This is a genomic window from Terribacillus aidingensis, from assembly GCF_040703035.1.
Classification (GTDB): domain Bacteria; phylum Bacillota; class Bacilli; order Bacillales; family Amphibacillaceae; genus Terribacillus.
This window is the reverse complement of the sequence record NZ_CP159996.1, coordinates 576234-602742: the sequence shown is the minus strand read 5'-3', so window position 1 is coordinate 602742 and position 26509 is coordinate 576234. Positions and strand designations below refer to the sequence as shown.

Annotated in this window: 32 protein-coding genes and 1 other annotated feature (1 of these 33 running past the window's edge); of the genes, 6 read left to right on the top strand and 26 right to left on the bottom strand. The window is 43.4% G+C overall.

Going from position 1 to position 26509, the window contains the following annotated elements:
• Positions 1 to 7, bottom strand: a binding site (T-box leader) (it extends 219 nt beyond the left edge of the window).
• A gap of 76 nt (positions 8 to 83) precedes the next feature.
• A complete protein-coding gene (locus ABXS78_RS03340) occupies positions 84 to 878 on the bottom strand; it encodes a 2-keto-4-pentenoate hydratase (protein ID WP_366248916.1) in 795 nt (264 codons plus the stop codon).
• 178 nt (positions 879 to 1056) lie between these two features.
• The gene (locus tag ABXS78_RS03335) at positions 1057 to 1245 is read right to left on the bottom strand and encodes a hypothetical protein (RefSeq protein ID WP_366248915.1); all 189 of its coding nucleotides are present in this window, start codon (positions 1243 to 1245) and stop codon (positions 1057 to 1059) included.
• Positions 1246 to 1378: 133 nt separating this feature from the next.
• Between ABXS78_RS03335 and ABXS78_RS03330 the strand changes: the two genes are divergently transcribed.
• On the top strand, positions 1379 to 1546 hold the full coding sequence (locus ABXS78_RS03330) for a hypothetical protein (protein ID WP_366248914.1): 168 nt from the start codon (positions 1379 to 1381) through the stop codon (positions 1544 to 1546).
• Here the strand turns inward: ABXS78_RS03330 and ABXS78_RS03325 are convergent.
• Both ABXS78_RS03325 and ABXS78_RS03320 read right to left on the bottom strand, forming a co-directional pair.
• Positions 1543 to 2175, bottom strand: a complete 633-nt coding sequence (locus ABXS78_RS03325; protein WP_366248913.1) for a DUF2306 domain-containing protein — start codon at positions 2173 to 2175, stop codon at positions 1543 to 1545. The genes ABXS78_RS03330 and ABXS78_RS03325 overlap by 4 nt on opposite strands.
• A 54-nt stretch (positions 2176 to 2229) precedes the next feature.
• Entirely contained in the window at positions 2230 to 2769 is a 540-nt protein-coding gene (locus tag ABXS78_RS03320) for a TetR/AcrR family transcriptional regulator (RefSeq protein WP_366248912.1), read from the bottom strand.
• Between the two features lie 412 nt (positions 2770 to 3181).
• Here ABXS78_RS03320 and ABXS78_RS03315 point away from each other — a divergent pair, with 412 nt between their 5' ends.
• A complete protein-coding gene (locus ABXS78_RS03315; protein ID WP_366248911.1) occupies positions 3182 to 3721 on the top strand; it encodes a hypothetical protein in 540 nt (179 codons plus the stop codon).
• A gap of 15 nt (positions 3722 to 3736) precedes the next feature.
• Here the strand turns inward: ABXS78_RS03315 and ABXS78_RS03310 are convergent, their stop codons facing one another.
• Positions 3737 to 4303, bottom strand: a complete 567-nt coding sequence (locus ABXS78_RS03310) for an NADPH-dependent FMN reductase (RefSeq protein WP_366248910.1) — start codon at positions 4301 to 4303, stop codon at positions 3737 to 3739.
• Entirely contained in the window at positions 4303 to 5370 is a 1068-nt protein-coding gene (locus tag ABXS78_RS03305; RefSeq protein WP_366248909.1) for an LLM class flavin-dependent oxidoreductase, read from the bottom strand. The genes ABXS78_RS03310 and ABXS78_RS03305 overlap by 1 nt, the downstream gene beginning before the upstream one ends.
• Positions 5371 to 5489: 119 nt before the next feature.
• On the opposite strand from ABXS78_RS03305, the gene ABXS78_RS03300 reads away from it, so the two are divergent.
• Positions 5490 to 5858, top strand: a complete 369-nt coding sequence (locus tag ABXS78_RS03300; protein WP_095223378.1) for a helix-turn-helix domain-containing protein — start codon at positions 5490 to 5492, stop codon at positions 5856 to 5858.
• Between the two features lie 38 nt (positions 5859 to 5896).
• Here ABXS78_RS03300 and ABXS78_RS03295 read toward each other — a convergent pair whose 3' ends face one another.
• From ABXS78_RS03295 to ABXS78_RS03205, 19 genes are all read right to left on the bottom strand, one after another.
• The gene (locus tag ABXS78_RS03295; RefSeq protein WP_366248908.1) at positions 5897 to 6535 is read right to left on the bottom strand and encodes an FMN-dependent NADH-azoreductase; all 639 of its coding nucleotides are present in this window, start codon (positions 6533 to 6535) and stop codon (positions 5897 to 5899) included.
• Between the two features lie 177 nt (positions 6536 to 6712).
• Entirely contained in the window at positions 6713 to 7219 is a 507-nt protein-coding gene (locus ABXS78_RS03290; RefSeq protein WP_366248907.1) for a DUF3231 family protein, read from the bottom strand.
• Between the two features lie 114 nt (positions 7220 to 7333).
• Positions 7334 to 8194 (bottom strand): SDR family oxidoreductase, encoded by an 861-nt coding sequence (locus ABXS78_RS03285; RefSeq protein WP_366248906.1) that lies wholly within the window; start codon positions 8192 to 8194, stop codon positions 7334 to 7336.
• 147 nt (positions 8195 to 8341) lie between these two features.
• Positions 8342 to 8722 (bottom strand): GNAT family protein, encoded by a 381-nt coding sequence (locus ABXS78_RS03280; protein WP_366249864.1) that lies wholly within the window; start codon positions 8720 to 8722, stop codon positions 8342 to 8344.
• Between the two features lie 181 nt (positions 8723 to 8903).
• Positions 8904 to 9272 carry a VOC family protein gene (locus ABXS78_RS03275; protein WP_366248905.1) on the bottom strand — a complete coding sequence of 123 codons (369 nt, stop codon included), beginning with the start codon at positions 9270 to 9272 and terminating at the stop codon, positions 8904 to 8906.
• A 30-nt stretch (positions 9273 to 9302) separates the two neighbouring features.
• Complete coding sequence (locus ABXS78_RS03270; protein WP_366248904.1) at positions 9303 to 9740, bottom strand: DinB family protein; 438 nt, start codon at positions 9738 to 9740, stop codon at positions 9303 to 9305.
• A 178-nt stretch (positions 9741 to 9918) separates the two neighbouring features.
• Positions 9919 to 10458 carry a helix-turn-helix transcriptional regulator gene (locus ABXS78_RS03265; protein WP_366248903.1) on the bottom strand — a complete coding sequence of 180 codons (540 nt, stop codon included), beginning with the start codon at positions 10456 to 10458 and terminating at the stop codon, positions 9919 to 9921.
• A gap of 42 nt (positions 10459 to 10500) precedes the next feature.
• A complete protein-coding gene (locus ABXS78_RS03260) occupies positions 10501 to 11682 on the bottom strand; it encodes an ABC transporter permease (RefSeq protein WP_366248902.1) in 1182 nt (393 codons plus the stop codon).
• 211 nt (positions 11683 to 11893) lie between these two features.
• Positions 11894 to 13039, bottom strand: a complete 1146-nt coding sequence (locus ABXS78_RS03255; protein WP_366248901.1) for a family 43 glycosylhydrolase — start codon at positions 13037 to 13039, stop codon at positions 11894 to 11896.
• An 18-nt stretch (positions 13040 to 13057) separates the two neighbouring features.
• The gene (locus ABXS78_RS03250; RefSeq protein WP_366248900.1) at positions 13058 to 13843 is read right to left on the bottom strand and encodes an HAD-IIA family hydrolase; all 786 of its coding nucleotides are present in this window, start codon (positions 13841 to 13843) and stop codon (positions 13058 to 13060) included.
• 22 nt (positions 13844 to 13865) lie between these two features.
• Positions 13866 to 14123, bottom strand: a complete 258-nt coding sequence (locus ABXS78_RS03245) for a DUF6171 family protein (protein ID WP_366248899.1) — start codon at positions 14121 to 14123, stop codon at positions 13866 to 13868.
• A complete protein-coding gene (locus ABXS78_RS03240) occupies positions 14120 to 15334 on the bottom strand; it encodes a sn-glycerol-1-phosphate dehydrogenase (protein WP_366248898.1) in 1215 nt (404 codons plus the stop codon). The genes ABXS78_RS03245 and ABXS78_RS03240 overlap by 4 nt, the downstream gene beginning before the upstream one ends.
• Positions 15334 to 16824 carry an alpha-N-arabinofuranosidase gene (locus ABXS78_RS03235; RefSeq protein ID WP_366248897.1) on the bottom strand — a complete coding sequence of 497 codons (1491 nt, stop codon included), beginning with the start codon at positions 16822 to 16824 and terminating at the stop codon, positions 15334 to 15336. Before ABXS78_RS03235 ends, ABXS78_RS03240 begins: the two co-directional genes overlap by 1 nt.
• A gap of 29 nt (positions 16825 to 16853) precedes the next feature.
• On the bottom strand, positions 16854 to 17477 hold the full coding sequence (locus ABXS78_RS03230) for a DUF624 domain-containing protein (protein ID WP_366248896.1): 624 nt from the start codon (positions 17475 to 17477) through the stop codon (positions 16854 to 16856).
• A gap of 25 nt (positions 17478 to 17502) precedes the next feature.
• A complete protein-coding gene (locus tag ABXS78_RS03225; protein ID WP_366249863.1) occupies positions 17503 to 18342 on the bottom strand; it encodes a carbohydrate ABC transporter permease in 840 nt (279 codons plus the stop codon).
• A complete protein-coding gene (locus tag ABXS78_RS03220; RefSeq protein WP_095223361.1) occupies positions 18342 to 19280 on the bottom strand; it encodes a sugar ABC transporter permease in 939 nt (312 codons plus the stop codon). Before ABXS78_RS03220 ends, ABXS78_RS03225 begins: the two co-directional genes overlap by 1 nt.
• Before the next feature lie 18 nt (positions 19281 to 19298).
• Entirely contained in the window at positions 19299 to 20819 is a 1521-nt protein-coding gene (locus ABXS78_RS03215; RefSeq protein ID WP_366248895.1) for an alpha-N-arabinofuranosidase, read from the bottom strand.
• 247 nt (positions 20820 to 21066) lie between these two features.
• Positions 21067 to 22410 carry a sugar ABC transporter substrate-binding protein gene (locus ABXS78_RS03210; protein WP_366248894.1) on the bottom strand — a complete coding sequence of 448 codons (1344 nt, stop codon included), beginning with the start codon at positions 22408 to 22410 and terminating at the stop codon, positions 21067 to 21069.
• 302 nt (positions 22411 to 22712) lie between these two features.
• Positions 22713 to 23843 (bottom strand): GntR family transcriptional regulator, encoded by a 1131-nt coding sequence (locus ABXS78_RS03205; protein WP_366248893.1) that lies wholly within the window; start codon positions 23841 to 23843, stop codon positions 22713 to 22715.
• 229 nt (positions 23844 to 24072) lie between these two features.
• Here ABXS78_RS03205 and ABXS78_RS03200 point away from each other — a divergent pair, with 229 nt between their 5' ends.
• Genes ABXS78_RS03200 through ABXS78_RS03190 form a run of 3 tightly spaced genes read left to right on the top strand, consistent with a single transcriptional unit; the run spans position 24073 to position 25489 of the window.
• Positions 24073 to 24312, top strand: coding sequence for a hypothetical protein (locus tag ABXS78_RS03200; protein ID WP_366248892.1), 240 nt, complete (start codon positions 24073 to 24075; stop codon positions 24310 to 24312).
• A 31-nt stretch (positions 24313 to 24343) separates the two neighbouring features.
• On the top strand, positions 24344 to 24769 hold the full coding sequence (locus ABXS78_RS03195) for a Crp/Fnr family transcriptional regulator (RefSeq protein WP_366248891.1): 426 nt from the start codon (positions 24344 to 24346) through the stop codon (positions 24767 to 24769).
• 18 nt (positions 24770 to 24787) lie between these two features.
• On the top strand, positions 24788 to 25489 hold the full coding sequence (locus ABXS78_RS03190) for a YjjG family noncanonical pyrimidine nucleotidase (RefSeq protein ID WP_366248890.1): 702 nt from the start codon (positions 24788 to 24790) through the stop codon (positions 25487 to 25489).
• Positions 25490 to 25629: 140 nt separating this feature from the next.
• Here ABXS78_RS03190 and ABXS78_RS03185 read toward each other — a convergent pair whose 3' ends face one another.
• Positions 25630 to 26505, bottom strand: a complete 876-nt coding sequence (locus ABXS78_RS03185) for a LysR family transcriptional regulator (RefSeq protein WP_366248889.1) — start codon at positions 26503 to 26505, stop codon at positions 25630 to 25632.
• Between the last annotated feature and the right edge of the window lie 4 nt (positions 26506 to 26509).

Sequence of the window (26509 nt, the reverse complement as noted above, 5' to 3'; positions counted from 1 at the left end):
CTTTTGTTAAAATTTTTCGATCATTTTTTGAATTATTCATAATAATAAGCGCAGCAGAATAGTTTGTCAACATTTATTACAAATTAATTCACTTGGAGTTTTACCTTGCCTAACAGACTGAAGTCAGCTTCGTAAAGTCCCTTTCCTAGTGGAATGGGTGATAAAAATGTACCCGAACTGATTACCATTCCCTTTTTCATGAACATGTTCTTTTCAGCTAATTTCTCTGTCAGCCAAGCTACCGAAGTGACCGGGTTCCCCATTACTTCCGAGGCAAATCCAGTACCTAACTCTTTCCCGTCATGTGTTAAAGTAAGCTTGATGCGTTCTACTTCACCCAAAGTCAAATCATCTCTGCCCTTGTCGGAAACAACCACTTTTCCTGTCACCCCATTATCACAGATTAAGTCCATCAGTTGGAACTTCGGGAACCAATCAGCGAAACGGGAATCGGGTATCTCTATACCAGCTGAGAGAACACTTTTCTCTAAAATCTCAGCTTCTTCCGCCCCAACGCTTAGATCCTCCTTCAAAATAAAAACCACTTCAGGCTCCAGCAGCGGAGATAACATCGAAACTAGCTCTATTTCTGTATTACCAGTATGTACTGTATCTTCGAATAACGTTCCATAAGCCGGCTCCTTCGCTCTGAATAACGCCTGTGTTGCGCGGCTAGTCATACTGATTTTATGCCCTTTACGTTTCTTGCCAGTTTTTTGCGTTCTTGCTTTGACAAAAGTCTCCTGTACTCCATAAGCCTGTTCTACTGTTAGCTGATGTTGATGGCTGATAAAGTGTATTGGCTGCTTTGTGTCCTGCACTTCAAGAAGCCGTGCTGCCAACTCCTCTTTACTAACTTGTTTCGTCTGTTCCGGCATTTCTTTCTCCCTCTATTTGTTTGAATTATCTGATTTATAAGATTATAGTATACACCTTTCTTTATTTCCAGGTAAATTCCGTTTTTGACATCTAGTTTCAAGATACTCTTTCTCTCCAATTAATACTGCACCACAACAAAAAGAGCACCTATCTTTGATAGGGGCTCTTGATTTCTTCTTATTTTTCGATTACTTTTGCATTTGTGACATTCGCAAGATTAACAACTTCTCCAGCTACACCGAACCAGCCGTTTTCACTCGTCTTAATTTCATTAACGACGTGAACATAAGAACCGGACTGATAATCTGTGAATGTGTACTTTTCTCCACCAATAAACGTAAATTCTACATCAAACTTCTCTTGCACGAATTGTGCCTCCTTCGAATTTTATCTCATAAGTCCTTTTCCCTTCACTGACATAGTTAAACGCTTATTTGCTTATTATCAAACTATTTAGTAATCTTAGGGTATAGCATCTTTGCTTAAGAAGGAGATTACGATGGAAAAGTACATATTTATGCATCTTGTTGGAATCTTTATCCTAATTGGCGGCATCTTCTTATCTCTGACAAATACATTCTTTGGTGTCAGTATGGCTATTATCGGGGCTCTTATGCTTGGAGCCGGAGCTTATTTGGTGCCCAATAAAAAATCGAAGTCTCATTAGTGCACATAATATTTTTTTCTTCTTAGAAAGAAAATCATAAACAGTACATTTGGAACCCAGCAAAGCCAGGCAATATACGCATAGTACGTTTCATAATCTGAGGTACCAAAAATAAGTACGAATACTCCCAGCCATATTCGCAATGTTACTGCGGTGAATGTCAGGCTGTAATTAATCATGGTCCAGCGCTGATGCTGAATTATTTTTCTTTGGATAGCTGCTCTGACTGCGAGGAATACAGTGATCAGCCAACTGATGGCAAGCAACGCAAAACCCAGTTGCGCAATCAATCCTCCAGTGGCATAGTACGCTAAATAAAGACCAGAGACACCTCCACCTGTTACCCCCGCTGTATAAATGTAGCCCATCCGTTTGTGTAATACTTTGTTCTTTTGTCTGATACTATCCAGGAGCAGAAACGGACCAAGTACGAGCGCGAAGATACTCGTTGCAATGTGTATACTGAGCATAATTCTCCACATATCTGGTAAGACCTCACCAAAACTGATTTTCTGTACGACCAAGCCTGCTCTATCCAATCCGACAAACCCATACTGAACAACAGAATAACCTGCTATACCAACTGCCAGCATAATAATCATGCCCATCCGAATTCGTTTCAGAATCACTTCATTTCCCCCTTTTTTGACCAGTGGTCAATTTTAAATATAATAAAAGACCATTCAAATGGTCTTCTTTAAAAAATCAACATGTCTAGCGGCTCCTTCGGCTACCCCTTCGAAATTCTCAATACGGTGCAAATGGAGCGACACAAACCCATGCAAAGCAAGGAAGATTGAGTAAATGTGGTCGTTATACAGATGAATGCCACTAGCTTGTTCTACTGCCGCTGCAAACCGCTCATAGCTTTCTGTTGCCGGCCGCTGCATCAAACTATCCATTTCTTCACTTTTCAACATAAACATCAGCTCATATTGATGCGGATGATCAAGTCCAAAACGGATGAATTCAAGGAATAAATCCTTCAGTTTATCATTCTCTTCTTGCTCCATAATCCGATCGATAATGCTATTCAATTCTTGAAAATAGAAGTCCAGCACTTCTGAAAATAATGCCGTCTTATTTTTAAAATGATAGTATAATGCGCCGTGGCTGCATCCTAAATCTTTCGCGATTCCCCGCATAGACACTTTTTCATACCCTTGCTCAATAAAAAGCACCCTTGCCTGCTTGATAATTTTATCTTTTGTTAGTTCCGCCATTTTAATCCCCTCATTTTGACCAGTGGTCAATTAAATTATATGAAAATATGCTTCTCTTGTCTACAAATATTTTCCATAAAAGTCTGTTATTATTCGACACTTTCTTTCAAAGAATTACAAAATAAACCCCTATATCCAAGGTATCAATCGGCTTACAATATAAATAAGACAAGTATAGGATGGAAGGATGATGCAGTGTGGCTATAAGAACGAAATGTATCGCCATCTTACATACTTTTAAGAAAGGTGATCCAGGCGGTGCGTCCATTCTTTTCTCGCGTTATTTTCTTGTATCTTCCAATTAATTCAAAACCCTCTCTATTATGAAGTATTTAAAATTAACAATATTGGATGTACCTACCATTTATAGTACAGTGAACTTTGACATTGTAAATAATCAGGAGGATCTTTTTTGATACAAGGCGCTCTTATTGCATCACTTGTTTTTTTTTTGCTACTCGCTGCAGGCTGCAGTAATACAGAAAAGACAGCTCAAGCAGCAACCCCAGCGGAACTGCATACTAGGGAAAATCAAATGCAACATAAAGAACAACAGGTAATAACAAACGATGAGGACTCTGAGGAAGAAACAGCAGCTGCAGCAGAGCTGGAAACAAAACAAGAAACGACGGCTAGTGATGCTGCAACAGATGCTGAAGGCACGGAAACTACCGAAGATGACATGGCTCAGCAGATCCAGGATCTCAAGGCTGTTGGCAGTGCGGACGAAGCCGCAGTATTGCTTTCAAATAATCTTGGCATGACAGAAAATGAAGATCTTGAGATTGATACGACAGGCGGTCAGGTCACAATGGATGGAACCGGCGCCTATTATACTCTTGTTCTGAAGTCAAAATCCATGATTGAAAGCGGCGGTTCAGGAACAGTTGGCATCTATCGTGTGTATGAAGATGGTACGATTATCGATGAGTACGCAGAAGGCTCCCAATAAGGGAGCCTTTTCACTTTAAAAATCGTATGCTGCTTCTTTTTTAATTCGAATGGCTGCTTGTGACTCTGCTAAATCAAAAGCATCTTCTATTAATCGCTGCAATCGGAAATGCACATCATCATTCATGATTTTTCCGTTCAAAAAGTCTTTTTCTTCCACAAATACATACGTTGATACAAGATGTGCCTTCATATATGAAAGGATCGGTTTCAGCTGCTGCTCAGCCACTAGAAAATGTTTTGCTGAGCCAGCAGTGACTACGATACCTGCGACCTTATCGCGTAATGCTTGTGTTGGCAGCAGGTCGAATACATTTTTCAGTGTTCCTGGAATGGATGCTTGGAAGATTGGTGTACCAATAAACAGAATGTCTGCTTGCATGATCTGCTCGGTTACATATGCCGTGTCACCAGTGTAATCCAAGTAGTTTCTTCCATCGCTGAATTGCAGCTGATAGTCAGCTAAGTCCAATAGCTCGTGTTCTGCATCAGGATAAGCAGTAATCATCTCTTCCCAAAGAAGCGACATTGCTGTCTTTGTCTTTGATCCGACAATCGAGCCGGATATTCCTACCACTTTCATTATTCAGCGCCTCCCTGCTTCGTATATTTCTTGATTGCCGGCAATATTTCAGTAGCGATATACTCGATGTTTTGCTCCATTTTCTCGATAGGTACACCGCCGAAATCAAGCTGGGCTAGATAACGCTGATGACCGAATTGCTCATGCTGATAGAGGATTTTCTCAATGATTTGCTGCGGACTGCCCACATTGATGATGCTTCGATGATCGGCACCTTGGGCAAATAATTGTTTCGGAAACCCTTGTCCATTCGTCTTTTTCATACCTTCATTAATGTGCGGATAATAATCACGTAACGCTTCCTGCGTTGTCTCTGCTGCATAAAAGAATCCTGTCGTTGCTACTGGCAGCTGAGTAGGATCGAATCCTCGCGCTGCCAACGCTTCTCTATACGTATCAATTGTTCGTTTGAATACACTTGCCGGACCACCAAGCATCGCTACTGTCATAGGAACACCAGCATAGCCTGCTTTCACGGCACTCGCTGGAGTACCGCCCACAGCACGCCAAATTGGTAAAGAACCAGTTACTGGACGCGGCAAAACTTCAGCGTTTCGCAAAGGTCTGCGGAATTCACCGCTCCAATTGACGATTTCTTCCTCATTTAACTGAAGCAGCAAATCAAACTTCTCTTCGAATAGTTCCTCATAGTTATGCAGGTCATATCCGAGCAATTCAAACAACCCAATACGTGATGCACGACCGGCGATGATTTCCGCGCGACCATTGGATATTAAGTCAAGCGTAGCAAAATTCTCATACACTCGTACAGGATCTGATGTACTAATGATTGTCGAGGAACTTCCGATTTTGATTCTTTCCGTAGCTTGCGCAATTGCTGCCAGTATGACAGCATGAGCCTGTGATGCAAAGTAAGGCTGATGGCTTTCGCCAACACTGAAGAAATCGATACCAGCCTGATCGGCAAGCTGAGCTAACCGTACCATCTGCTGAATCCTTTCTTTGGCAGAGATACGCTCTCCTGTTCGCGGATCTGCTAAATGGTCGCCTAATGTGTATATTCCGAATTCCATTCCCTTACTTGGATCAATGCGATATTTTTCCATACTCCTGTCTCCTTAAGCTTTATCTTACAACCATTATCCTCCAAAGCACTCCTATTGGAAAGTACGCACTTCAAAGTGGTATAGTATAGAAAAGGATACTGTGAAATGGGGGATATAAAATGAAAGATGTACCTGTAGAAATCCAACCGGAAATGTGTAAAGTGACCGACGCGCTTGGTATTCTTGTAGGAAAGTGGAAACCGGTCATCCTGCTGCATCTGCTTAACAGCGGAACACAGCGCTTCAATGAGCTGAAGCGTAGTTTACCCGGTATCACGCAGAAGATGCTGACAAACCAGCTGCGCGAATTGGAAGAAGAGGATATTATCGAACGTAAAGTATATGCACAAGTGCCTCCGAAAGTAGAATACTCTATTACAGAGTATGGCAGAAGCCTAGAACCAATCCTGCATGCGATGCATGTGTGGGGAGCTAAGCATACAATCCATAAGCAATCGAAAAAACAAAATGAAGCGGAAGCTAAATAAATAAAAAAAGATGAACTGTCGCCAGTTCATCTTTTTCATTATGCTAGGTTTTTCAAACGTGCTGCTGCTTCTTTCACTTGTGCAAGACCACCTTCTACGATAGAAGCAGCTTCGCCAGGGGAAGCATTATGTCCTTCGATGATTACTTCTTCGATGATTTCCATTCCGAAGATTCCGCCGAATACATTACGCATGTAGTTAACAGACATATCCATTGTTGCAGCTTCTGGTGTAGAGTATACGCCGCCGCGTGCATTTAGGAAGATTGCTTTTTTATCAGTCATCAATTGGATCATGTTGCCTTCTGCATCATATTTGAATGCAAATCCTGCAGCATAAACATAGTCGATGAATGTTTGCAATTTAGCAGGAATAGTCAAGTTCCATAGTGGGAACGCGAATACAACTACATCAGCTGCTGTAAGAAGATCCATCGCTTTTTGTTTTGCAGCCAATAGACGTTGTTCTGTATCATTTAGTTCAGCACCAGTTTGTACTTTACCGAAAGCATCAAACAATTCTTGGCCGAAATAAGGTGTATCCTCTGCGAATACATCATAAGTAGTGATAGAAAGGTTTTCTGCACCTTCTATTTCCTGCATGAAAGTCTCATACATCTTGCTAGAAATCGCCTCGGAAGCCGGGCGGTTATTTGCTTTGACAACTAATACGTTCATTCCGTAAAACCTCCATTATTCCTCATTCAGGATTGTATTCCCCTAAATCCCCTGTTATCTATTATTAAGTTTTTTAGACACTACAACAAGTACGCACTTAAAAGTGGCATAGTATCTTTTAGGATACTATTGGGAAGATACAACAAAAAAGCAGCCTATCCAGGCTGCTTCCTCATCTTAATCTTCTTTATTCTGATGTAATGGAGGCGGAATAAGCCAGCCCTTTTCTTTCATAAGCTTCAGGAATTTGGCACCTAACATCGCTTTGTTTGTATGGAACTGTCCGAACATCATGCCAACGTCTTCTCTGATAGACTGACCCATCATCGTACTGCAGCTGACAAGGCCGGCAGCCACAGCAGCAGCAGCCGTAGCTGCTACGTCTGGATCAATAAAACGCGCTCCGACCGGGATGGATTCGAGGTCCACTTTCGGTGGTTCCGGAGCAGCAGGTGGCAATGCAATACCATTTGCTTTCAGTATCTCTGATACTTGCTTAACCTCTGCTTGAGCCCCATCAATTGCTTCACCGATCAATTTCTTTAAGTCATCATCACCAACATGATTCAATAGCATCTGATGATTTGCAATCATCTTATTACCAGTTAAAACAAATGTCCACAATCCGTATACTTCGCCATAATGCAACGGCTCATCCTGCGGGTTTCCGCTCAAAATTCCCATTGTCATCCTCCTAAACAAGTTCATACTTGTGCCGCCTTTCCCTTGCACAGGTATTAGGATGAGCCAAATCAGGAAAAATTATGTACAAAAAAGCCGGCACATAGGCCAGCTTTTTTACGCTTGTTCCTTTATCTGTTCAATTCCTTTACGAAGTGGCGTCACTTGTCTTCCAAGCAGTTTTTCAAAATCATCGCTTGCTACTTCCAAAGCACCCTCTCGGATTCCTTTCTGAATATCAACTAGCATTGGCAAAAGGAACTCCGGAACACCTGCTTCCTTCATGATTTCAGCATAAGCTTGATCATCGACTTGCTGCACTTGCACTTCCTTGCCCAGGACTTTGCCTACTTCTTTTGCAATTTCTGCTTGAGAAAGAAGCGGTCCAGACAGTTCGTAGATTTTGTTTTCATGCCCTTCTCCTGCTAATACAGCTGCAGCTGCGTCAGCATAATCCTGCTGCAATGCCCAGCCAACTTTTCCATCTCCTGCAGATGTGACCCAAGGCGCTCCTGCAAGAACTCCTTGAATACTGGAAGCCTCATTTTCAAAGTACCAGTTGTTGCGAAGGAACGCATACGGAATCCCTGTATCCATGATCGCTTGCTCTGTAGCTTTATGCGTCGGAGCCAGGAATAGCTCACTGTCCTGTGCATTGACAAGACTTGTGTAAGCAATGAATTTCACTTTTGCTTTAACCGCAGCTTCTACTGCCTGTGCGTGTTGTCGAATGCGTGTGTCATTGTCTCCATCTGCAGAGATAAGCAATAGACGGTCAACCCCAGCAAATGCTTTATCCAAAGAAGTTGGCTGATCAAAATCACCTTGTCGCACCTCTAATCCTTGTGCACGCAAATCTTCGGCCTTTTCTGGATTACGAACACTTACTGCTATATCTCCAGCAGGAACAGTTTCCAGTAATTTCTTCACAATTTTACTTCCTAGATTACCAGTAGCGCCTGTTACTAAGAGTTTCATATGTATAGCCTCCATCTTCATGTAATTAATTCTGTTACCTGTAATCAATATAGTTACTAGGAGATGTACTTGTCAACAAAAGAGCTTTCTCATTATTGTCCAGCATAACTTTTAACCGATTCATTATTCTTTTTTAAAAATTGTTTATTATACACGAACCTCTAATGGATAACTCATCACTATAAGCATCCCTTTCGAACCGATAACCCGGCGTCCCGTATCCTTGTATCCATACTTCTCGTAAAGCTTACGAGCAAACTCATTCGCTACATTCACCGCAAGCACAATTTCATTTATATGCGGAAATTGATATTGCACAAATTCCGGAAGCTGCTGCAGCGCAGCTTTTCCGTACCCTTTTCCGAGTTCATGATATTCAGTGGATAAAGTACGCAGCAGTATTGCTCTGGGATTATCGGAATATGGCTGTACGCCTTCCTGTTCATGTAAAGCGAAATAAACTACAAGACGATCATTCTCTACCCCTAAGATAGCGTGACGATTCGGTTCCGCCTTGCATAAGGGGATACTCTTGGAAGGATGTGCAGTAAAACGGAGCTATTCTTCTGATAGTACATAGGCATCAACCAAGCTTGCATATGTTTCTTGAAAGTGAATTAGTTCCATACTATCTTCCCTTTCAGTAAATTTTTGTACTAAATTAAAATGGAATTTCCCAATTAAAAGAACGCGTGGTTTCTTTTATAGACTACGATGTCACGCGCAAATAATATCCATCCGGATCAACAATACGAAAATCAAGTTTTCCCCATGGCCGAGCGGCAAGTTCAGATTCAATATGTCGAGGATATAAACGATGGATTTTGTTAAATACCATTTCCACGTCATTTACAGGGAGAATTAGTTCAACGCCTTTTCCTTTCCTCGATTCAGCCATAGCAGAAAAATAGTGATCATCATTCAGTACGGATTCATCAGTGAGCAAAAGTGACCCGCCATCCTCACCCTTAAAGACTGCTCTTTTCTCATCATAATCGGCACAGCCTTTGCCGAATAGACACCGATAGAAAATCATGGATGCAGGTAGCTCACGTACGAATAGTTCTGTATGAAACATGTTTAACACCACCCCATATTTTTATGACTATCAGAACAGAGGTCCATTAAAACCATTCAACCTTGCTATAACGCCAATCTGACCAGCATGATATGCTTCATGAGAATAGACATGATGGAACAGCCAGCGCATTGTCGGTTCAGAGGGAGGTTTCCATCCATCTGAGAAGTCAGGAACATCTACCAGCCTGTCCCAGTCTTTTACTTGTAAAGATTGCAGAACTTGATCAGTCTCTTTCCTGATTTGGAGATACTGTTTTAACGGATTCCGATCACTTCCCGATAATCTGCTTTCTTCACCCAGCCCAATCTGAAATACCCAGTAATCCTCCGTTTGAGCCATATGTTCGATTACCCAGGAAATAGTATTATGGTAGGCATCAGCATCCCATTGCTGCGGAGAGAGTCCCTGCAAATAAGGAATAAGAACCTTTCTGACATCATTTCGATATGTATATATGAAAAACAACTCCTTCCACAAAGGATATATATAGAATATTCTATCAACACAAACAATATTTGGAAAGGATCAGACCTCCAGGTGGAATCACGTTCTGTCTGACCTTTCTACGGCTTTTAATTGACCTATTTCCACAAAAAAATGCACCGCAAAAGCTATGGCTTCTGCGGTGTATTTCAAACATTCTTTAAAAATCCCCTTGTTTAACTCGCTTGATTAACTCTTCCAACCAATGAATGGTATGTTCCATTCTTGTTGTTACATAGCCACTCATAAAATCAATGAATTTCTCTTTTTCTTCATCTTTTTGGACAAGCTTATCGAATGTTTTTATTTGTTCCCAACGATCTGTAATTCTTTCTAGTTTATCTTCTAGAATACTGACTACTTTATCACGATCGACATATTTGATATTAGCCAAGCAAACGACCATGTCACTTATCTTATCTGCATTTTTTATGACTTTATAGATCTTTTTCGGCAGCTCTTCGCGACCCTTTTCTGTAATTTGAAATACTTGCTTATCGGGGCGATGTTCTTCTTTTATGATTTCCACTGCTTCAATTAATCCTTGCTTAGCTAAGGCATCGAAATGATAGTAAAGCTTGCTTTCAGTCAGCCCGCCAAGTTGATCTAATGGGATAGGCTCGGATAGTTGTTTTTTAAGTTTGTAAGGATAGTTATTATCCTCCATCAGTTTGCTGAGTATGAAAATTTGAATGGACATTCTCTTTGCTCCCTCAAGCAGAATGATCTTATTATATCAAATTTAAACTGTCACTTTAATAGCTTCTGTTTCTTCGCTGCTATTTCCGCCTTCTGCCGCCTTCGGTTTATGAACGAAAGCAACGATGATAATGTTAATCAGCATTGCAGCCGCCCCAACCGTAACCATTGACCAGATAAATGGACTTGGGCTTGTGCTTCCGAACAGATTAGCAAAGTATGCTTGAACAGAGTAATACATTGGTGAGATGTGACTCATCCATTCATATGGCGCGTACATCATATCGCGTGACATCGTAGCACCATTTGCTAGTGTTTGTATCAACAGAATTGGCAAGTTTAGAATCATACCAGCTTGACCAAGCAAGAAGATGAAGATTGCTGCGAAGTTGAAGCACACCATATAGTTCAAAATTTGCTGCCCTAGCATACCAAAGAACACATCCCCGCTAGGATCATTCACTAGATAGACAATTCCTGTAGCTACGAATGCAGCAGCAACTGCAATGATTAAAGCAGTCAATTGTACATATAGGAATAGACGGGTTTTACTTGCTTTTCCTTGGCTGGCTTTAAATGCACCAACTAATTGCATTGCACCGATCATTGCACCAACATATCCAGCCATTGTTAAGAACATAGGCAGCATGTTGTTATTCATACCATCCGGCATTTCGTTGATCGTTACAACGTTACCATGATAAGCTGTTTCAATTTGATCGCTTAGTGCTGCAGCTTGATCCTCAGGTACGTTGAAGTTCATCAATACACCTTCAGCTGTCTGTTGCGAGAACTGAGCACTCAATTGGTTATTAATCTGCCCAACTACTGAGCTCATCGTAGAGGAAACAGTCGTTGCACCAGCTTCATTGATTGTGAAGTCGATACTAGAGGAAGCTTCTCCACTTTGTACATTCTCCGAGAAATTATCCGGGATATGGACAACTAATGCCAAATCATTTTTCTCCAAATCATCTAGTGCTTGCTCATTCGTCATATCGGTTTCGATTTCCTTAAAAGGCAGCTTTTCTGTCAGCTGGTCTGCGATTGTAGCACCAACATCTCCAGCATCGTCATTTACGATAGCAACCTTTAACTGATCGACGTTCCCTGGTATTGCGGAATACCCAGGCAGGAATATTCCCAGCATGAAGACAGCATATAGAATACCCATAAAAATGGCGCCGATAGCTCCTTTAGATTTTATGAACTGTGTATATTTCATAATTGCATCCTTCCTTAAGTAAGAGATTATTTTAGTTTATTTAAAGTACTCAAATCAAAGTACTTTTGTTGGAGTAACTAATATCTTATTTCACTTTCTTAATGAAGTCAACAATGATTTTCTCCCTTTCACGATGCAATCAAGATTAATCGTATTCTCTTCACACATTTGACATAAAAAAATCCTTATACAACTGTATAAGGATTCACGTTTACTCAATTATTATTGTTGCTTTTACCTTGCTTGAATTCTTAAGCCTATATCCTGGTTCACCAAAGTATGGCATCCCATCCTTCCAGAAGAAACGCTGGATGCGTGCATGACGGTTCGGGTCGTATAGTGGGTTTCCTTCAATCTCCTTATATGATCTAGCATGATAGACAAGCAGGTCGAAGCCTTCCTCTGTCACGGTAAAGCTATTATGACCGGGTCCATAAAGACCGGTAATATCCGAGCTCTTCAGTACAGGCTCAGGCAGCTTTGTCCATGAGGCAGGATCAAGCAGATCAGCGTCTTCATCTGCATATAACAGCCCCATCGCATAGCGGTCATCCGTTGCACTAGCAGAAAATGTCAGGAATACTTTTCCGTGGCGATGCAGAAATGCAGGGCCTTCGTTAACGTTGAAACCGTCTGTCTCCCATGGGTGTTCAGGTTCTGCCAGCAGCACTTGCTCACCCTTGATCGTCCATGGATTTTTCATTTCGGCAATATAAAGATTAGAGATTGTATCATTCTCTGTTTTTTGAGCCCAAACAAGATACCTTCTGCCTCGGTGTTCGAACGTCGTGGCATCCAATGAGAAGCTTTGAAAATCTGTATTGATTGCTCCCTTTTCCGTCCATTCATCGGAAAAAGGATCACCTGTACATTCCAGCACATATGGACGTATTGCCCACACATCCTCTTTTTCTCCAGCTGCAAAATGTATGTACCATTTCCCATCTATTTGATGCAGCTCCGGAGCCCAGATATGCTCTGACAATATGCCGGATTCACGCGCCTTCCAAACCGTATGTTCTTCTGCCTCACGAAGACCTTCCAATGTCTTGGCGCGGCGCAGGACAATTCTGTCGTACTTCGGATAGGAGCCAGTGAAATAGTAGAATCCGTCCTCTGCTTTCAGAATATATGGATCAGCGCGCTGCTCGATGAACGGTTCCGGGAAAGCCTCCGTTTCAATCTTTCCTTCTATTTCGTATGTTCCAGCTTCACCAAGATCTGGCAGATTCGGCCAGCTTACACGGTATGCTGCTTGTACGCCCTCGTCAATAAATACGTCGACTGCCTTCGGAAGCTCCACAAGCTCTCCTTGCTTCGCGCGAACCTCTATATGTTGGACATCAATTGTTTTCATCCTATCTCCTCCATATTCTTATGTGAATGGAAGCTCCTTGATGGACGGCAGGATCAGATCCGGCTTGATACTAGAAATATCCGCCTGTTCTTTTGTTGTATTTCCGGTGAGCACTAATGCTGTTTTTAAGCCGAACATAGCTCCCATTGCGATATCGGAAGTCAGACTGTCTCCGACGATCATCGTCTTTTCTGGTTGACTGCCAGCTTGCTGTATTACCTTTTGGTACATAAAATGCGATGGCTTGCCGACGATAATATCGGTTTTCTTGCCTGTTGACGCTTCAATCGCTCCGATCAGTCCACCCACATCCAGCTGCAAGCCATTCTTTCCCGGGAAAACAGGATCCTGATTGGTGGCGAGAATCCTGGCGCCGTGAATGACAGCTCGGAATGCCTGGTTCAGATCATGATACGTAACACCAGTATGCAAGGAAATCACGAGCCAATCAGCATCCTCTGGTTCTGCTGCAAGCGTCAGCCCAGCTTCAGCCAGTTCTTCCCGCAGCCCTTCTTCGCCCAGCACCCACACAGGCAGCTTCGGGTAATGTGTCTGCAGATAATCCGCTGCAAGATAGGAGGAAAGAATAATATCTTCCTTTTCCCACTGAATACCTTGCTCCCTGAAATATGCTGCAATCTGATTTCGGGAATGCGTGCCTCGATTGCTCAGCCCAATCACCCGTTTACCCGATTCCTGCAGGGTCCTGATCGTTTCAGCAGCTCCATCTATCAATGTAAAATCCTTCCATACTGTTCCGTCCAAATCGAATAGAATGCTATCCATTGCTTGATAGTAAGTCACATCCATCGCCTCCTTGCTTTGATTATAACCGCTGCCAGCGATCTCCGTCAGGATATGGGCAGCGTTTATCCGGAAGGGAGGCTCGGAATACAACAAAACAGCCGCAGTGTGCACACGTATGATCCGCTGTAAGTGACGGACAAGCCGAACAGATTGCTAAACGAGCAGACACGGTTTCTTCTTCAGCCAAAACAGGCTCCAATGCTAATTGATCTGCAACTAGTGCAGCAGCTTCCTCCACTGTAAAGCTTTTCTTTTGCTGACAAGTCCGGCAAGTCATCGACTGCCGATCCGATCCTGCAGCGGGTAGCTGATCTGCTCTTTCTTGAATTGATTGATAAGAAGAAGACCAGTACAGCGATCACGCAAATGGTAAGCTTCATTCAAGCTATCCTGTACAAGTTGTGATCCTATGCCAATTTCCTCAGCTGAAGCAGGTGCTCCGACCTGCAACAGGTAATATTGCAATGCTTCCGGCGTAGGGAGTGCCGCAATCTTCAGACGGATTTCTTCCCAATTTTCCTGCAATGAAGCCGCATAAGCTCCTGTTGCTTCCGAAGGATCAAACTGCTCAATCCAATCTTTGTATAATTCCGTAATGATGCTGCAAGCAACACCGACTTTGGCTCCATGAAGAAGCTGTCGTTTATCTGTCTCTAGTAACTGCATCTCCCAATAATGGGACAAGTGATGCTCTGCTCCTGAAGCAGGGCGGGAGAAGTCCAAAACCTGCATGACGAGACCCGATTCGATCAAGGCCTCCATCAGTATCCTTATACCCGCTTCATCTGCCTTGGCTAGTTCCTCGACATGTTCGACACATGTGTCCAGTGAGTGTCTCGTCATTTTAGCTGCAAGCGGATTGTATGGTTCTCCTCCTACTCTGGCGGATATTTCCCAATCGAGCAAAGAAGTGAATTTTCCAAGGATATCTCCGAAGCCAGCTGCTGTAAGCGATCGAGGAGCCGCACATAACACATTTAAATCGGCAAACACAGCCACCGGGGCGGCTGTCTGGATTGTCTGCTTCATTCCCCGCAGAATCAATGGTGCCCCTTTAGAGGTGAAGCCATCGACTGATGCAGCTGTTGGAACTGCTACAAATGGAATGGAAAGCTTTTGGCTGCAAAAACGCGTAATATCATGGATCGTTCCGGATCCTACTGCCAAGAGGACATCCGTATCCACTGATGTCTCGACAAGTACCTGTACAAGTGCTGCCTCATCCGCGTTTACTTGGCCATGGTGATTTGCTAAAAGTTCGATCGTTTGGACATGGATATTATCTTTTTCTAGCAGTGCTGCCAATTGCTCCCCTGCGGCTGCTCTAGTCTGAGCATCCATAATAAGGACAGCTTTACTCAAACCTTTCTCATTCAAGTAATCTCCAATCGATGCAAGTGCGCCAGCTTCCACTTGCAAGAGCGGAAAAGTATCCGGATTTATCCCGAATTCCTCTGCCAATGTCAGCATATCAGCAGATAACTGCATCAGATTCCCTCCTCGATTGTCAAAACTGTCACGCTCATTGGCGGTAAAGTAACCTGTAATCCGCCATCCTGCTCGACGAAATTCGTAAACGGGACTACCTTCACGTCATTAGGCGCATCAAACGTATTGCGGGCATCTCTCTTGTCTGATGTGAGAATTTTGCCGCTTACAGTTCCGAGTTTTGCACCGCGAAGCTCTGTATTTATTGCAACTTCATTTGTATGATCCAGATTACAGAAGCTCACATGAATCTTGCCATCTTTTCCTTTTGATACAGAAGTACTGACAGCTGGATATACTAAATCACCATGCTTTATTTCATTTGATTCCAGGTGAGAGGAAAGACGTTCTGCATCCTGGTGCACTTGGTACAAATCAAATACATGGTACGTCGGTGTCTTGATCATTTCCTGTCCTTCTGTCAGGATCATCGCCTGCAAAACGTTGACTGTTTGCGCGATATTAGCCATTTGAACCCGGTCACTATGATTGTTGAAGATATTGAGTGAAGCACCAGCTACGAGCGCATCACGGATTGTATTTTGCTGGTACAGGAATCCCGGGTTAGTGCCAGGTTCCACGACGAACCACGTTCCCCACTCATCGATGATCAGCCCAACGCGTTTATCAGGATCGTATTTATCCATAATCGTGCCGTGCTTTTCTATCAGTTCTTCAATGTGAAGCGCACGCTTCAGCGTCAGATGCCATTCATCTTCGGAAAAATCAGTAGCAGAACCCTTACCAAGCCAGAAATCACCTGGAATCGTGTAGTAATGCAAACTCAATCCATCCATCAAAGATGCTGCTTCTTGCATGAGGGTCTCTGTCCACTTGTAATCATCGATATTGGCCCCGCCTGCAATCTTATACAGCTTGTTGTCTCCATAATTACGTACATAAGTTTGATAGCGGCGATATAAATCTGCATAATATTCCGGCCGCATATTCCCGCCGCAGCCCCAGTTTTCATTTCCAACACCGAAGTAAGTCAGCTTCCATGGCTCTTCGCGGCCGTTTTCCTGGCGCCAAGCCGTCATTGGCGATTCACCATCGAATGTCATGTACTCAACCCACTCCGACATTTCCTGGACGGTGCCGCTGCCGACGTTTCCGCAAATATACGGCTCTGCTCCGAGCAGCTCGCAAAGCGTGAAGAATTCATGTGTTCCAAAATGGTTATTCTCTACGACTCCTCCCCAATGGGTATTGACCATTCGCTTACGCTCTTCACGCGGACCAACGCCATCCTTCCAATGATATTCATCGGCAAAGCAGCCGCCTGGCCATCGCAATACCGGTATATTAAGCTTTTGAAGAGCTTCCAGTACATCATTGCGGATGCCTTTTGTATTCGGTATCGAAGAGTCCTCTCCGACCCAGATCCCTTCATATATACCTCTGCCAAGATGCTCAGCGAAATGACCGTAAATATTTTTATTTATCTTCCCTTCTGTGACATCAGCTTGAATGATCAATTTAGTCGACATGCTTATCGCTCCAATCTATCAAAAGTAAACTAACTGGCTAACTGTTCGGCGTGCTTCATCGTAGAGAACACCTTCATGCTCAGCCACATCCAGCCAAATGCGCTGATACTGAAACAGAAGAACAGCAGCAGCACTGGCAAACCGATGCTATGATACAAAAGCGCGAACAGAAGTACACCGATCGACAGTGTTATATGGAACCTTGTCAGTCCAATGATGAACGCACTCTTGATGACCTGGAATGTACCTGCCTTATAATTCGCAAGCAGCGGGAAGCTCCAGAGCACAACTGTCATATAGCAGAAAATGAGCACATAGAAAAGGAAGGGCACCAGGAAGAATAACTGTCCATCCGCTTGTCTGATAAGCAGATAGTTTGTATACAGGATGAAACCCACTGCTCCAAGGAACCACCCTAACTTGTTTGCTGACCAAAACTCCTGTTTAAATGCTTTGCGGAATGCTTGGTTCACCTTTACTTCCTCTCCATTCAAAATCCGGCGGGAAACTTGCAATGCAGCTACCGTTGCCGGAGCTGTACCGGCAACGATCAGCCCTAAGAGGCTGTAAAACAGGAACAGTGCATTCAAGTGTGCAAAACGGGTGATCCACAAAAGAGACTTATCGAGATTACTCATCGCTTTCTTCAGCATGGTTTTAACTCCTTTCTAATCAGACTCAGCCTTTGACGCCGCCCACAGTCAATCCGGAAATGAAATAGCGCTGGAAGAAGATGAACAAAATCACAATCGGAACAATTGTCATAACAGATCCTGCAATCAAAACATCATAGTTATTCCCGTAAGGCGTAAGCAGTGTTGCCAACCCGAGCGGCAGCGTGAACATATCATTCGAACGGAGCACGAGCAATGGCCACAGGAAGTTATTCCAGCTGCCAAGCCCTTGCAGGATTGCCATCGCTGCCAGGGAAGGTCCCATCAACGGGAGCATGATTTTAAAGAAGATGCCATATTCTGTCGACCCGTCAATCCGGGCTGCATCCATCAGCTCTTTCGGCAGACCAAGTGCGTATTGCCGGAAGAAAAAGACTGCTACCGGAGCAACGACACCTGGGAGAATCACGCCCAGATACGTATCAATCAACATCATATCGATCATAAACTGGAATAACGGCAGCATCAGAATCTCAAATGGCACCATCAGGATGAACACAACAGCGACGAAGAAAATATTGCTTCCTTTAAAGTCATACATCGCCAGCGCGTAGCCAACCATGGAAGAAAAGAACAAGGACAAAACAATCATCAATGCAGAAATCCAAAGACTGTTTCCATACCACGTCCAGTATTCTGCCGATTGTGTGAAGATGTAAGTGTAATTGCTTAACGTCAATTCATCCCAAGGAAAGCTGAATGATATGCCGTTTCGCATCATGGATGATGACGGGATAAACGACGAAAGCACCAAGCTTATGATCGGGAAAAGCGCAATCAAGCTGACAATGGCCATAACAAGAGTGGCGATGAAACCGAGTGTTTTGCTGTTGGATTTTTTCATCATCTATCCTCCTTCTTGAATGTGCCGGTAGCAATTAAATAGATAATGCTGATAACGAAGATTATGAGCATTAACACGACGCCGAGCGCAGCCCCGAAGCCCATATCATTCTGCTGGATCCCCTGCTGGTAAATATAAGCTGCAATCGATAAACCGATGTTACCTGGTGAACCAACCGCCCAGAAAACATAGCTTTCTTCAAACATTCGAAAGCCGTTGATGATTGTAATCGTACTGACGAAAATGATGATCGGCTTCAGCATTGGCATCGTAATGAATCGGAAGCGCTGCCATCTAGTGGCACCATCAATTTGGGCTGCTTCGTACATTTCATCCGGCACATTTTGCAAGGCTGCCAGGAAGTAGAGAATATTTACACCTATCCAGCGCCAGCTGGCAAGCAGGACCATTAGTCCGATTGCCGCCCAAGGTGTAAACATCCATTTGATTGGATCGAAGCCAAACAGCCCGATTAGCTGGTTAGCAACAGCGCCTTCCTGCTCACTGAACATGAAGCGGAAAATCATACCGCCGACAATGGTCGATGTAAGTGCCGGAATAAAGAGTGAAGCCCGGAAAAGCGTCCGGAAGCGGACATGCTTCGAATTCAGAATTACCGCGAGCACCATCGGTATGATAGTCAAAATCAATACGGTAAGTACGACATAAGCTGTCGTATTGGAAACAGCTCTGTAAAACGTCGGGTTAAAAACGCGCTCATAGTTGCTCATTCCAATGAATTCCACCTGTCCAGGAAGCACTCGCTGGAAACTCATGATCACTCCCTGGATTGCAGGATACACTGTGAAAAGAAGCAGAGACAGGACAAATGGCGAAATGAAAACGAACGGGACTACTTTCTTTGAATTTAGAAACCGGAGGAACTTATTCTGTTTCTTCCGTGCTCTCACCGGTGTCACTGGTGTAACTGTATTCATCACAATCCCCCCTCACCCTTAATTTTTACTAGCTTTCCGCAGCCGGATGACATTCCAGGAAGTCCGATTCAATTGCGCCTTCAGTCTGCCGTCTTCCAAACTTGATTCACCATTGCTGTGCGGCGCGACGCGTGACGTGTCTTTTGTGTTGGCCGCCTTCAAATCATGATGCTCCAGCACGATATGCTCTGCAAGTTCATATCCTTCAAAGCTGCGTAGGTCAACATCGAGCGGAATAGCTTCTTCCAAATGTTTGTTCACTAGGAAAATCGTTAACGCCTCTTCTTGCTCATCATAAACAGCAGCGCTATCAATGAACGGGACATCTGTGAAGTCTTTGCTATCATACTTCGGAGAAGAAAGGATTGGCTGCAAGCTGATTCCCCGACCGAATACGGATGCGTGCAAGTAAGGATAATAGATTGTCTGTTTCCAAGATTGGCCGTTGTTCTCCGTCATAATCGGCGCAATGACGTTCACCAGCTGTGCCATGCAAGCCATCTTCACACGATCAGCATGACGGAGCAAGGTAATGAGCATGCTTCCAACCAAAAGAGCGTCTTCAAAATTGTAGACGTCCTCCAGCTGAGGCGGTGCGACTGTCCACGGATCCAGCTTCTCATCATGCTCCCTGGAGTGATACCATACGTTCCATTCATCAAAGCTCAAGTTGATTGTTTTCTTGCTGCGATGCTTTGCTTTGATGTAATCACAGGTAGCAGTTACGGTCTTAATAAAATGATCCATATCCATGTTCTTCGCCAAATAGTTGGCTGGATCATTGGAAGGGTTGCCGTAATATTGATGCAGGGAGATATAATCCACTTCGTCATATGCGATATCCAATGTTGTTGCCTCATACTCTGGGAAAGTCGGCATATCCGTATTCGAGCTGCCGCATGCAACAAGCTCAATACTCGGATCGACGAGTTTCATTGCCTTACCTGTCTCTTTGGCGATTCTGCCATATTCTGCAGCTGTCTTATGCCCTACCTGCCATGGTCCATCCATTTCATTTCCTAAACACCAAGTCTTGATGTTATGGGGCTGCTCGTAACCATGCTCCCTGCGTAAATCACTCCAGTACGTCCCACCAGGATGGTTTGTATATTCGATTAGATTACGCGCTGCATCAATACCTCGCGTACCAAGGTTCACTGCCATCATAACTTCCGCTTGCGCTTTCTTCGCCCAATCCACGAATTCATTCGTCCCTATTTCATTCGTCTCGATTGTGCGCCAGGCCAGCTCCAGCCGTTTTGGCCGGCTTTCCTTCGGTCCGACACCATCTTCCCAGTTATAAGCAGACACCATATTACCGCCAGGATAACGAACGATAGGCACTTGCAGCTCTTTCACCAGTTCAATTACATCTTTTCGGAAACCTTGATCATCAGCATCGGGATGACCCGGCTCATAAATACCGCCATATACTGCTCTACCTAGATGTTCAATGAATGATCCGTAAATACGTTTGTCGACTTCGCTGATCTGATAACTCTTATCCAAAACCATCTTCGCTTGCAATTTATCTGCCATTTATCCCCACTCCTCTTTCTTTTTTGATAACGCTTACAATTAAGGGAAAAAAAGAAGGTGATACACATCGCATCACGTACGAACATATTCCACCTTTAATCTCTACATCCAGAAATATGTACGTATAAGTTTATATATTCAGTATAGACAGATGTGTCTGTAAAAACAAGCGTTTTTTGTATCAGATACAAATAATATAAAAACCCCAAGCTGCGATAGTGCTGCTTGGGGTTTTAGGGAGTCTTTCCTATTCCTGCATCGTGCTTTCGATCTTATCAGCAGCTTCTTTCATGGCTTCCTCAGGAGTCTTATTCTTCTGCCTCAGCACAGAATCTGCAATTATGGTATTATACTCCGTCGAAACATCCGGTGTATTTTCGGTAATATTCAGTGTGTTGATCTCATCCTTTATCTCCAAGAGCATATCGAAGATACCTTCACCAAAGAATTGATAATACTCGTTATCTTCTCTGACTGCTTCACTTTCCCATACATCCCAGCGAGGCGGGTCAAATCCGAGAACCTTCCACAGATTGATACTTCCTTCTTCCGACAACTTGGTATATGCCAGGAATTCCTTCGCCAAGTCCGTCTCTTCTGACTGATTGGTTACGACTGTTCCTGTACCACCCATACCTGCGGAACGCTTACCGCCTTCTTCCCAAGCAGGAAGCGGTTTGATGGCAATTTTACCTTCCATTTCCGGCATGTTATCAAGGAAGCGTCCCATGTACCAAAGCGGCGCTAGTATGGCAGCTGACTTTCCTTCTGAATAATACTTATAAAAATCCTCTGATTGGTTCATACCACCAGGAGTAAGTTCAGCAATTTTCTCTGTATAAATAGCATCATACAAGAATTGAAGGGTCTTTACATTGGTTTCGTTATCCAATGTCAAATTTCCTTCCGCATCAAAGAAGTCCGAATCCTGCTGTGAAACCATCGGCCACAAATCCATCAGGAAGTCACCTGTACCGACGTTCCACATAACTGCATCTGTTTTTTCTGTTACTTGTTTACCAGCTTCTACGAAGTCATCCCATGTCTTGATGGAATCGATATCAACTCCAGCCTGCTCCATAATTTCTGTATTATAGTACATGACAGTTGCCCCTACGTGAGTTGGAACGCCGTAATAGTCGCCCTCTTTCGCATATAGGTCAAAACGAGCCTCTACAGAATCAGCAAGTACTGGTTCTACATATTCGTTCATTGGTTCAAGCTGCGGTGTTCCTTGTAAAAAGTTCGGAAACTTACTCAATTCGATATCCGCTATATCCGGTGCACCTTTACCTGATTGCAGACTAAGCAGCAGATTATTGTGCATATTATCGTAGGGATATGTTTCGGCTACGAGCTTGATAGGCCGATCAGGAAATTCCTCATTCCAGCGTTCCGCTGAATCCTTGAATAAATCCATATGCTGACCGACAAAAGTCCAATAAGTCAATTCAGTTGCGTTCTCCAAGTCTGCACCGACAACTTCTGTTTCATCCGCCTCACTGCCTCCGCCTCCACTGCCGCCCTTGCTGCAAGCGACCAATACAATGATCATCAAACCAATCATCAGCGTCTTCAAGACTTTCTTCATCAAAGCTACCCCCTCATTTTTTAATTTCAAAGCTGTTTTTGAAAGCGTTTACCAAAGAGGTCATACCTCCCTTTCCGTAATCGGCTAACGGAGGATTGTTCTGGATGATAGCGCATACATTTAGATGCGTCAGCCTATACGATGCGTGTTATGAACATGGTATCACCGCAGAAACAATCAGTCAATAAGTTTTGTCTGATTATCCGTATAACTTATACGAACAAGATATTAATATATCAATTATCAATAACACTCATTTAACAAGTTATATAAAAAAAACAGAGCTGAACGTTTCAGCTCTGTTACTTTATCTTCTCTAACGCATCTGCCTGTATAGCTTGTGTCGACTGCCTCGCTACCAGCTTAGTCGGAAAGACAATACTCTCGATTGCCCCTTCAGATCCTTTGCCCTGATTACTCTCGATTAAATCCAGGATCAATTTACCTGCTGCCTTGCCAAGCTCTGCCTTTGGATGTTCAACAGAAGTAAGCTTCACTTCCGACAATTCGGTCAGGAAGGAATTATCAAAGCCCACAATTGACATGTCCTGTGGAATTTTCATATTGTATTCCCGCAGCACATTGATCAGTTTGATGGCCAGTTCATCGTTATAGCATACCAATCCAGTCGGCTTGGCATCTGTCTGATTCAATAATGCTTCAAGCTCTTGTATTGGCTTATCATGCTTTTCCTCCGTACTGTATGTCACGATATGCTTCGGATTAATTGGCACCTTATATTCACGGTGCGCCTTCAAATATCCTTTCATCCGCAGCGTTCCCTGCATGTCATCCGTTTTGAAGAAACCGATAATATCCTTATGTCCTTGCTTGATGAGGTGCTCTGTTTGCAGGAAAGCACCACGCTCATCATCGACAAGCACGCGATACGGTTCCAAGGCATCATAATAAGCATTGATCATGATATACGGAATCTGCAGCCGCTCCAAATTCAAATAGTAGTTTATATTCGGATTAGCTGAAGCACTTTTGGTCGGCTCAATAATTGCGCCGTCAAAACCAGTAGTGATGATCCGCTCGAGATACTCCCGCTCTTTTTCATGATTGTTATTCGTATTAAACAAGCTTACATTATAGCCATGATCGCTTAAATAAGCTTCTGCTCCACGAATGATCGATGGGAAGATATAATCTGAAATGTACGTAGTTACGATGGCAATATTTTTATTTTGTGTTCCATTGTGCTGCAAATGCTGCTTCGAACGATCGGCACAGAAAGTACCCGCTCCCTGCTCGCGGTAGAGCCATCCTTCTGTCACTAGTTCTCCAATTGCCAGCCGCACTGTATGACGGCTCACATCGAATTGCTTCATCATCTCGCTCTCAGATGGAATTTTTGCATGCGGCTCATACGTACCATCGAGGATTTTAGATTTGATTGCCTGTTTAACAATTGCATATTTTGTCTGCATAACTTACACCAGCTTCCTTGACATGTTCGTATAAGTTAGCATAACACACGCAAAGGGATTGGCGCACTATGTTGCTTTAAAATATAAGTCCAATCACGTAAAGTCAGATGGCGGTAAGGAGATGTCTACCTTCTTTTGCCGATCAGATAACGATATGATACGATCGGGACATATGTCCTTTCCTTTGCAAATAACGGACATATAATATAGCTGGAAGGCAGGCCTGTTTATGCAACTTGTACATAATGAGACTCTTCTTGAATCTTATATAGAAAAGTATGATATCAGGAATCACTTTCCATCTGAAGTGATGAGCCATTTCCGTTTATACCGTGCCGGTATCGGTGATGCTATCTGTGAACAAGGAGAACATGTATCGCAGCTGTATCTGCTCGTAAAGGGAAAAGCAACCGTCTCTTACATTGCAGAGAATGGCAAGAAACTGATCGTTTCATTCACAAGCTTTTGAATTATTTGGTGATATAGAATATATCAAGCAGATGGATGCATTACATACGGTAGAGGCTGCGAGTGAAGTATATTTGATCGGGATACCAATTGATTCACTACATACATATGCGGCGTCATATCCGCCTTTCCTTCAGCTTCTGCTGCGCGAAGTAACAGAGAAGTTCCAGCTGAAATCAAGAGCGTTCAGCTTCAGTCTGACCCATGGTGCCCTTACCAGGTTAGCGAGCTACCTATTCCGCGTTATGACAGAGTATGACGGAAAACGGCTGACTGGTTCCCTGCCCACTAACCGGACAGGGGACATCGCGGATCATATCGGGACGACCTCCCGGCATGTGAACCGTTTACTTACTACGTTAGCTAAAGAAGGTATTATCGAGCGCAGCAAGAGTGCAATATCCATAAAAGACTGGGAAAAACTTGAACAGCTAGCAAGTCGATCAATTTATGCTTAATAACTGGAGGTAGACAACATGACAAAGCAATATGATGCTTTATTTTTTGACGTTGACAACACTATTCTAGACTTCACAAAAACCGAGCAGGAAGCTCTGCCGCTTCTATTCAGCCAGCATGGCCTGCCAACAGATGAAGCAGCGATGACTGCGTATCGCACTATCAACCACAGACTTTGGAGTTCTTTTGAAAAAGGGGAAATCAATCGCGATAATGTTGTCAGTTCCAGATTTACTGAGTTCTTCGCCCTCTACGATAAACAAGTAGATGGAGCTGACCTGGATACTGCTTATCGCGAGCTGCTCGCACAAGGAAGACATATGATAGCTGGTGCTGCAGAAGTATTGGAGAAACTATCCAAGGATTATCCTTTATATATCGTGACAAACGGTGTTTCCGACACACAATTCCGCCGTCTGAAAGCGACCGGACTGCTTCCTTACTTCCAATCTGTTTTCGTATCAGAAGATACTGGATACCAGAAACCGATGGCAGGGTTCTTTGACTATGTGTTTGAACGCGTTCCTGGAATTAAGCCAGAGCGTTCATTGATTATCGGTGATTCCTTAGTGGCCGATATCCAAGGAGGAAATATGGCAGGCATGGATACTTGCTGGTTCAACCCTGGCAGACTGCCTAACCATCTCCCGCTTCAACCGGATTACGAAATAACTAAATTAGAGGAACTGCTAAGTATACTAAAGAGAAAACGCAGTTAACTTATAATCGAACATCCATGGATAATTGTGTGGTTTTAAAAATCTTATATCCTACACCCTTTTCTCCAACTTCTCTCGATAGTATTTATAAGGCTGTGGATGTTAAAAGAAGATGTGCAATCAGCACATCTTCCTTTTATTTACAATGTTCTCTCATGCAAATAGTTTTGGACGTATTCGGTAAATTGACGTAAAGCAAAGAACTGTTCATGTCTCTCATGCTTCGAGAACATCCAGGAGTTGCGCGTTATTTTGTTTCCCTCTTTATCTTGTATCGGGATTTTATGAAGTTTATTATGATTCCGGACTACTAAACCAGGCAGAATCGAGAACCCTAAATTATTCGATATCATATCAAGACAAGTGTCTGCACGATCGACTTCCATTATGACTTGTGGTGCTACAGTAAAATGTTCATACCACCATTTATCTATCATATTCTTCAGCTTAATATCCGTCTTATAGCTGATCATTGGAAGCTGAGGCAAAGAGTCAATCGTTAATGGTTTGCTGGAGACGACCACCATATCCTCCTCAAATAGAAGCTGTCCCATTCCTGCCCAGCCATAATCCCCTCTGACAAATGCTACATGTAATTCATCCTTCACCAGTAAATCGAATATATCCCTGCTCCACCCTGTCTCAATCTGAAAATGAATACGTGGATAAAGAGCCTGAAAATCGCGCAGGACATCGAGGAATAGGAACTTCGTGAAGAAATTAGAGATACCTACTTTGATTGTTCCACTAGGCTCAGGCTGCATACTCCAGCCGATTTCCCTTATTTCTTGCTGTTTTTTTAAAAGAGATTGCGCTTTGCTGGCGAGGAACTCTCCTTCTGTCGTAAAGCTAATCCCTCTTCGCTCCCTTTTCACTAATGTGATGCCATATTCCGTCTCTATTTGTTTTAACCGCTTCGTAAGAGCAGGCTGTGTCAATCCAAGATTATGTGCGGTTTTTGTGATATTCCGGCTCTTATAAAGATCCTGCAGTGTCAGCAGAGTGGAAAACTTCATCAAA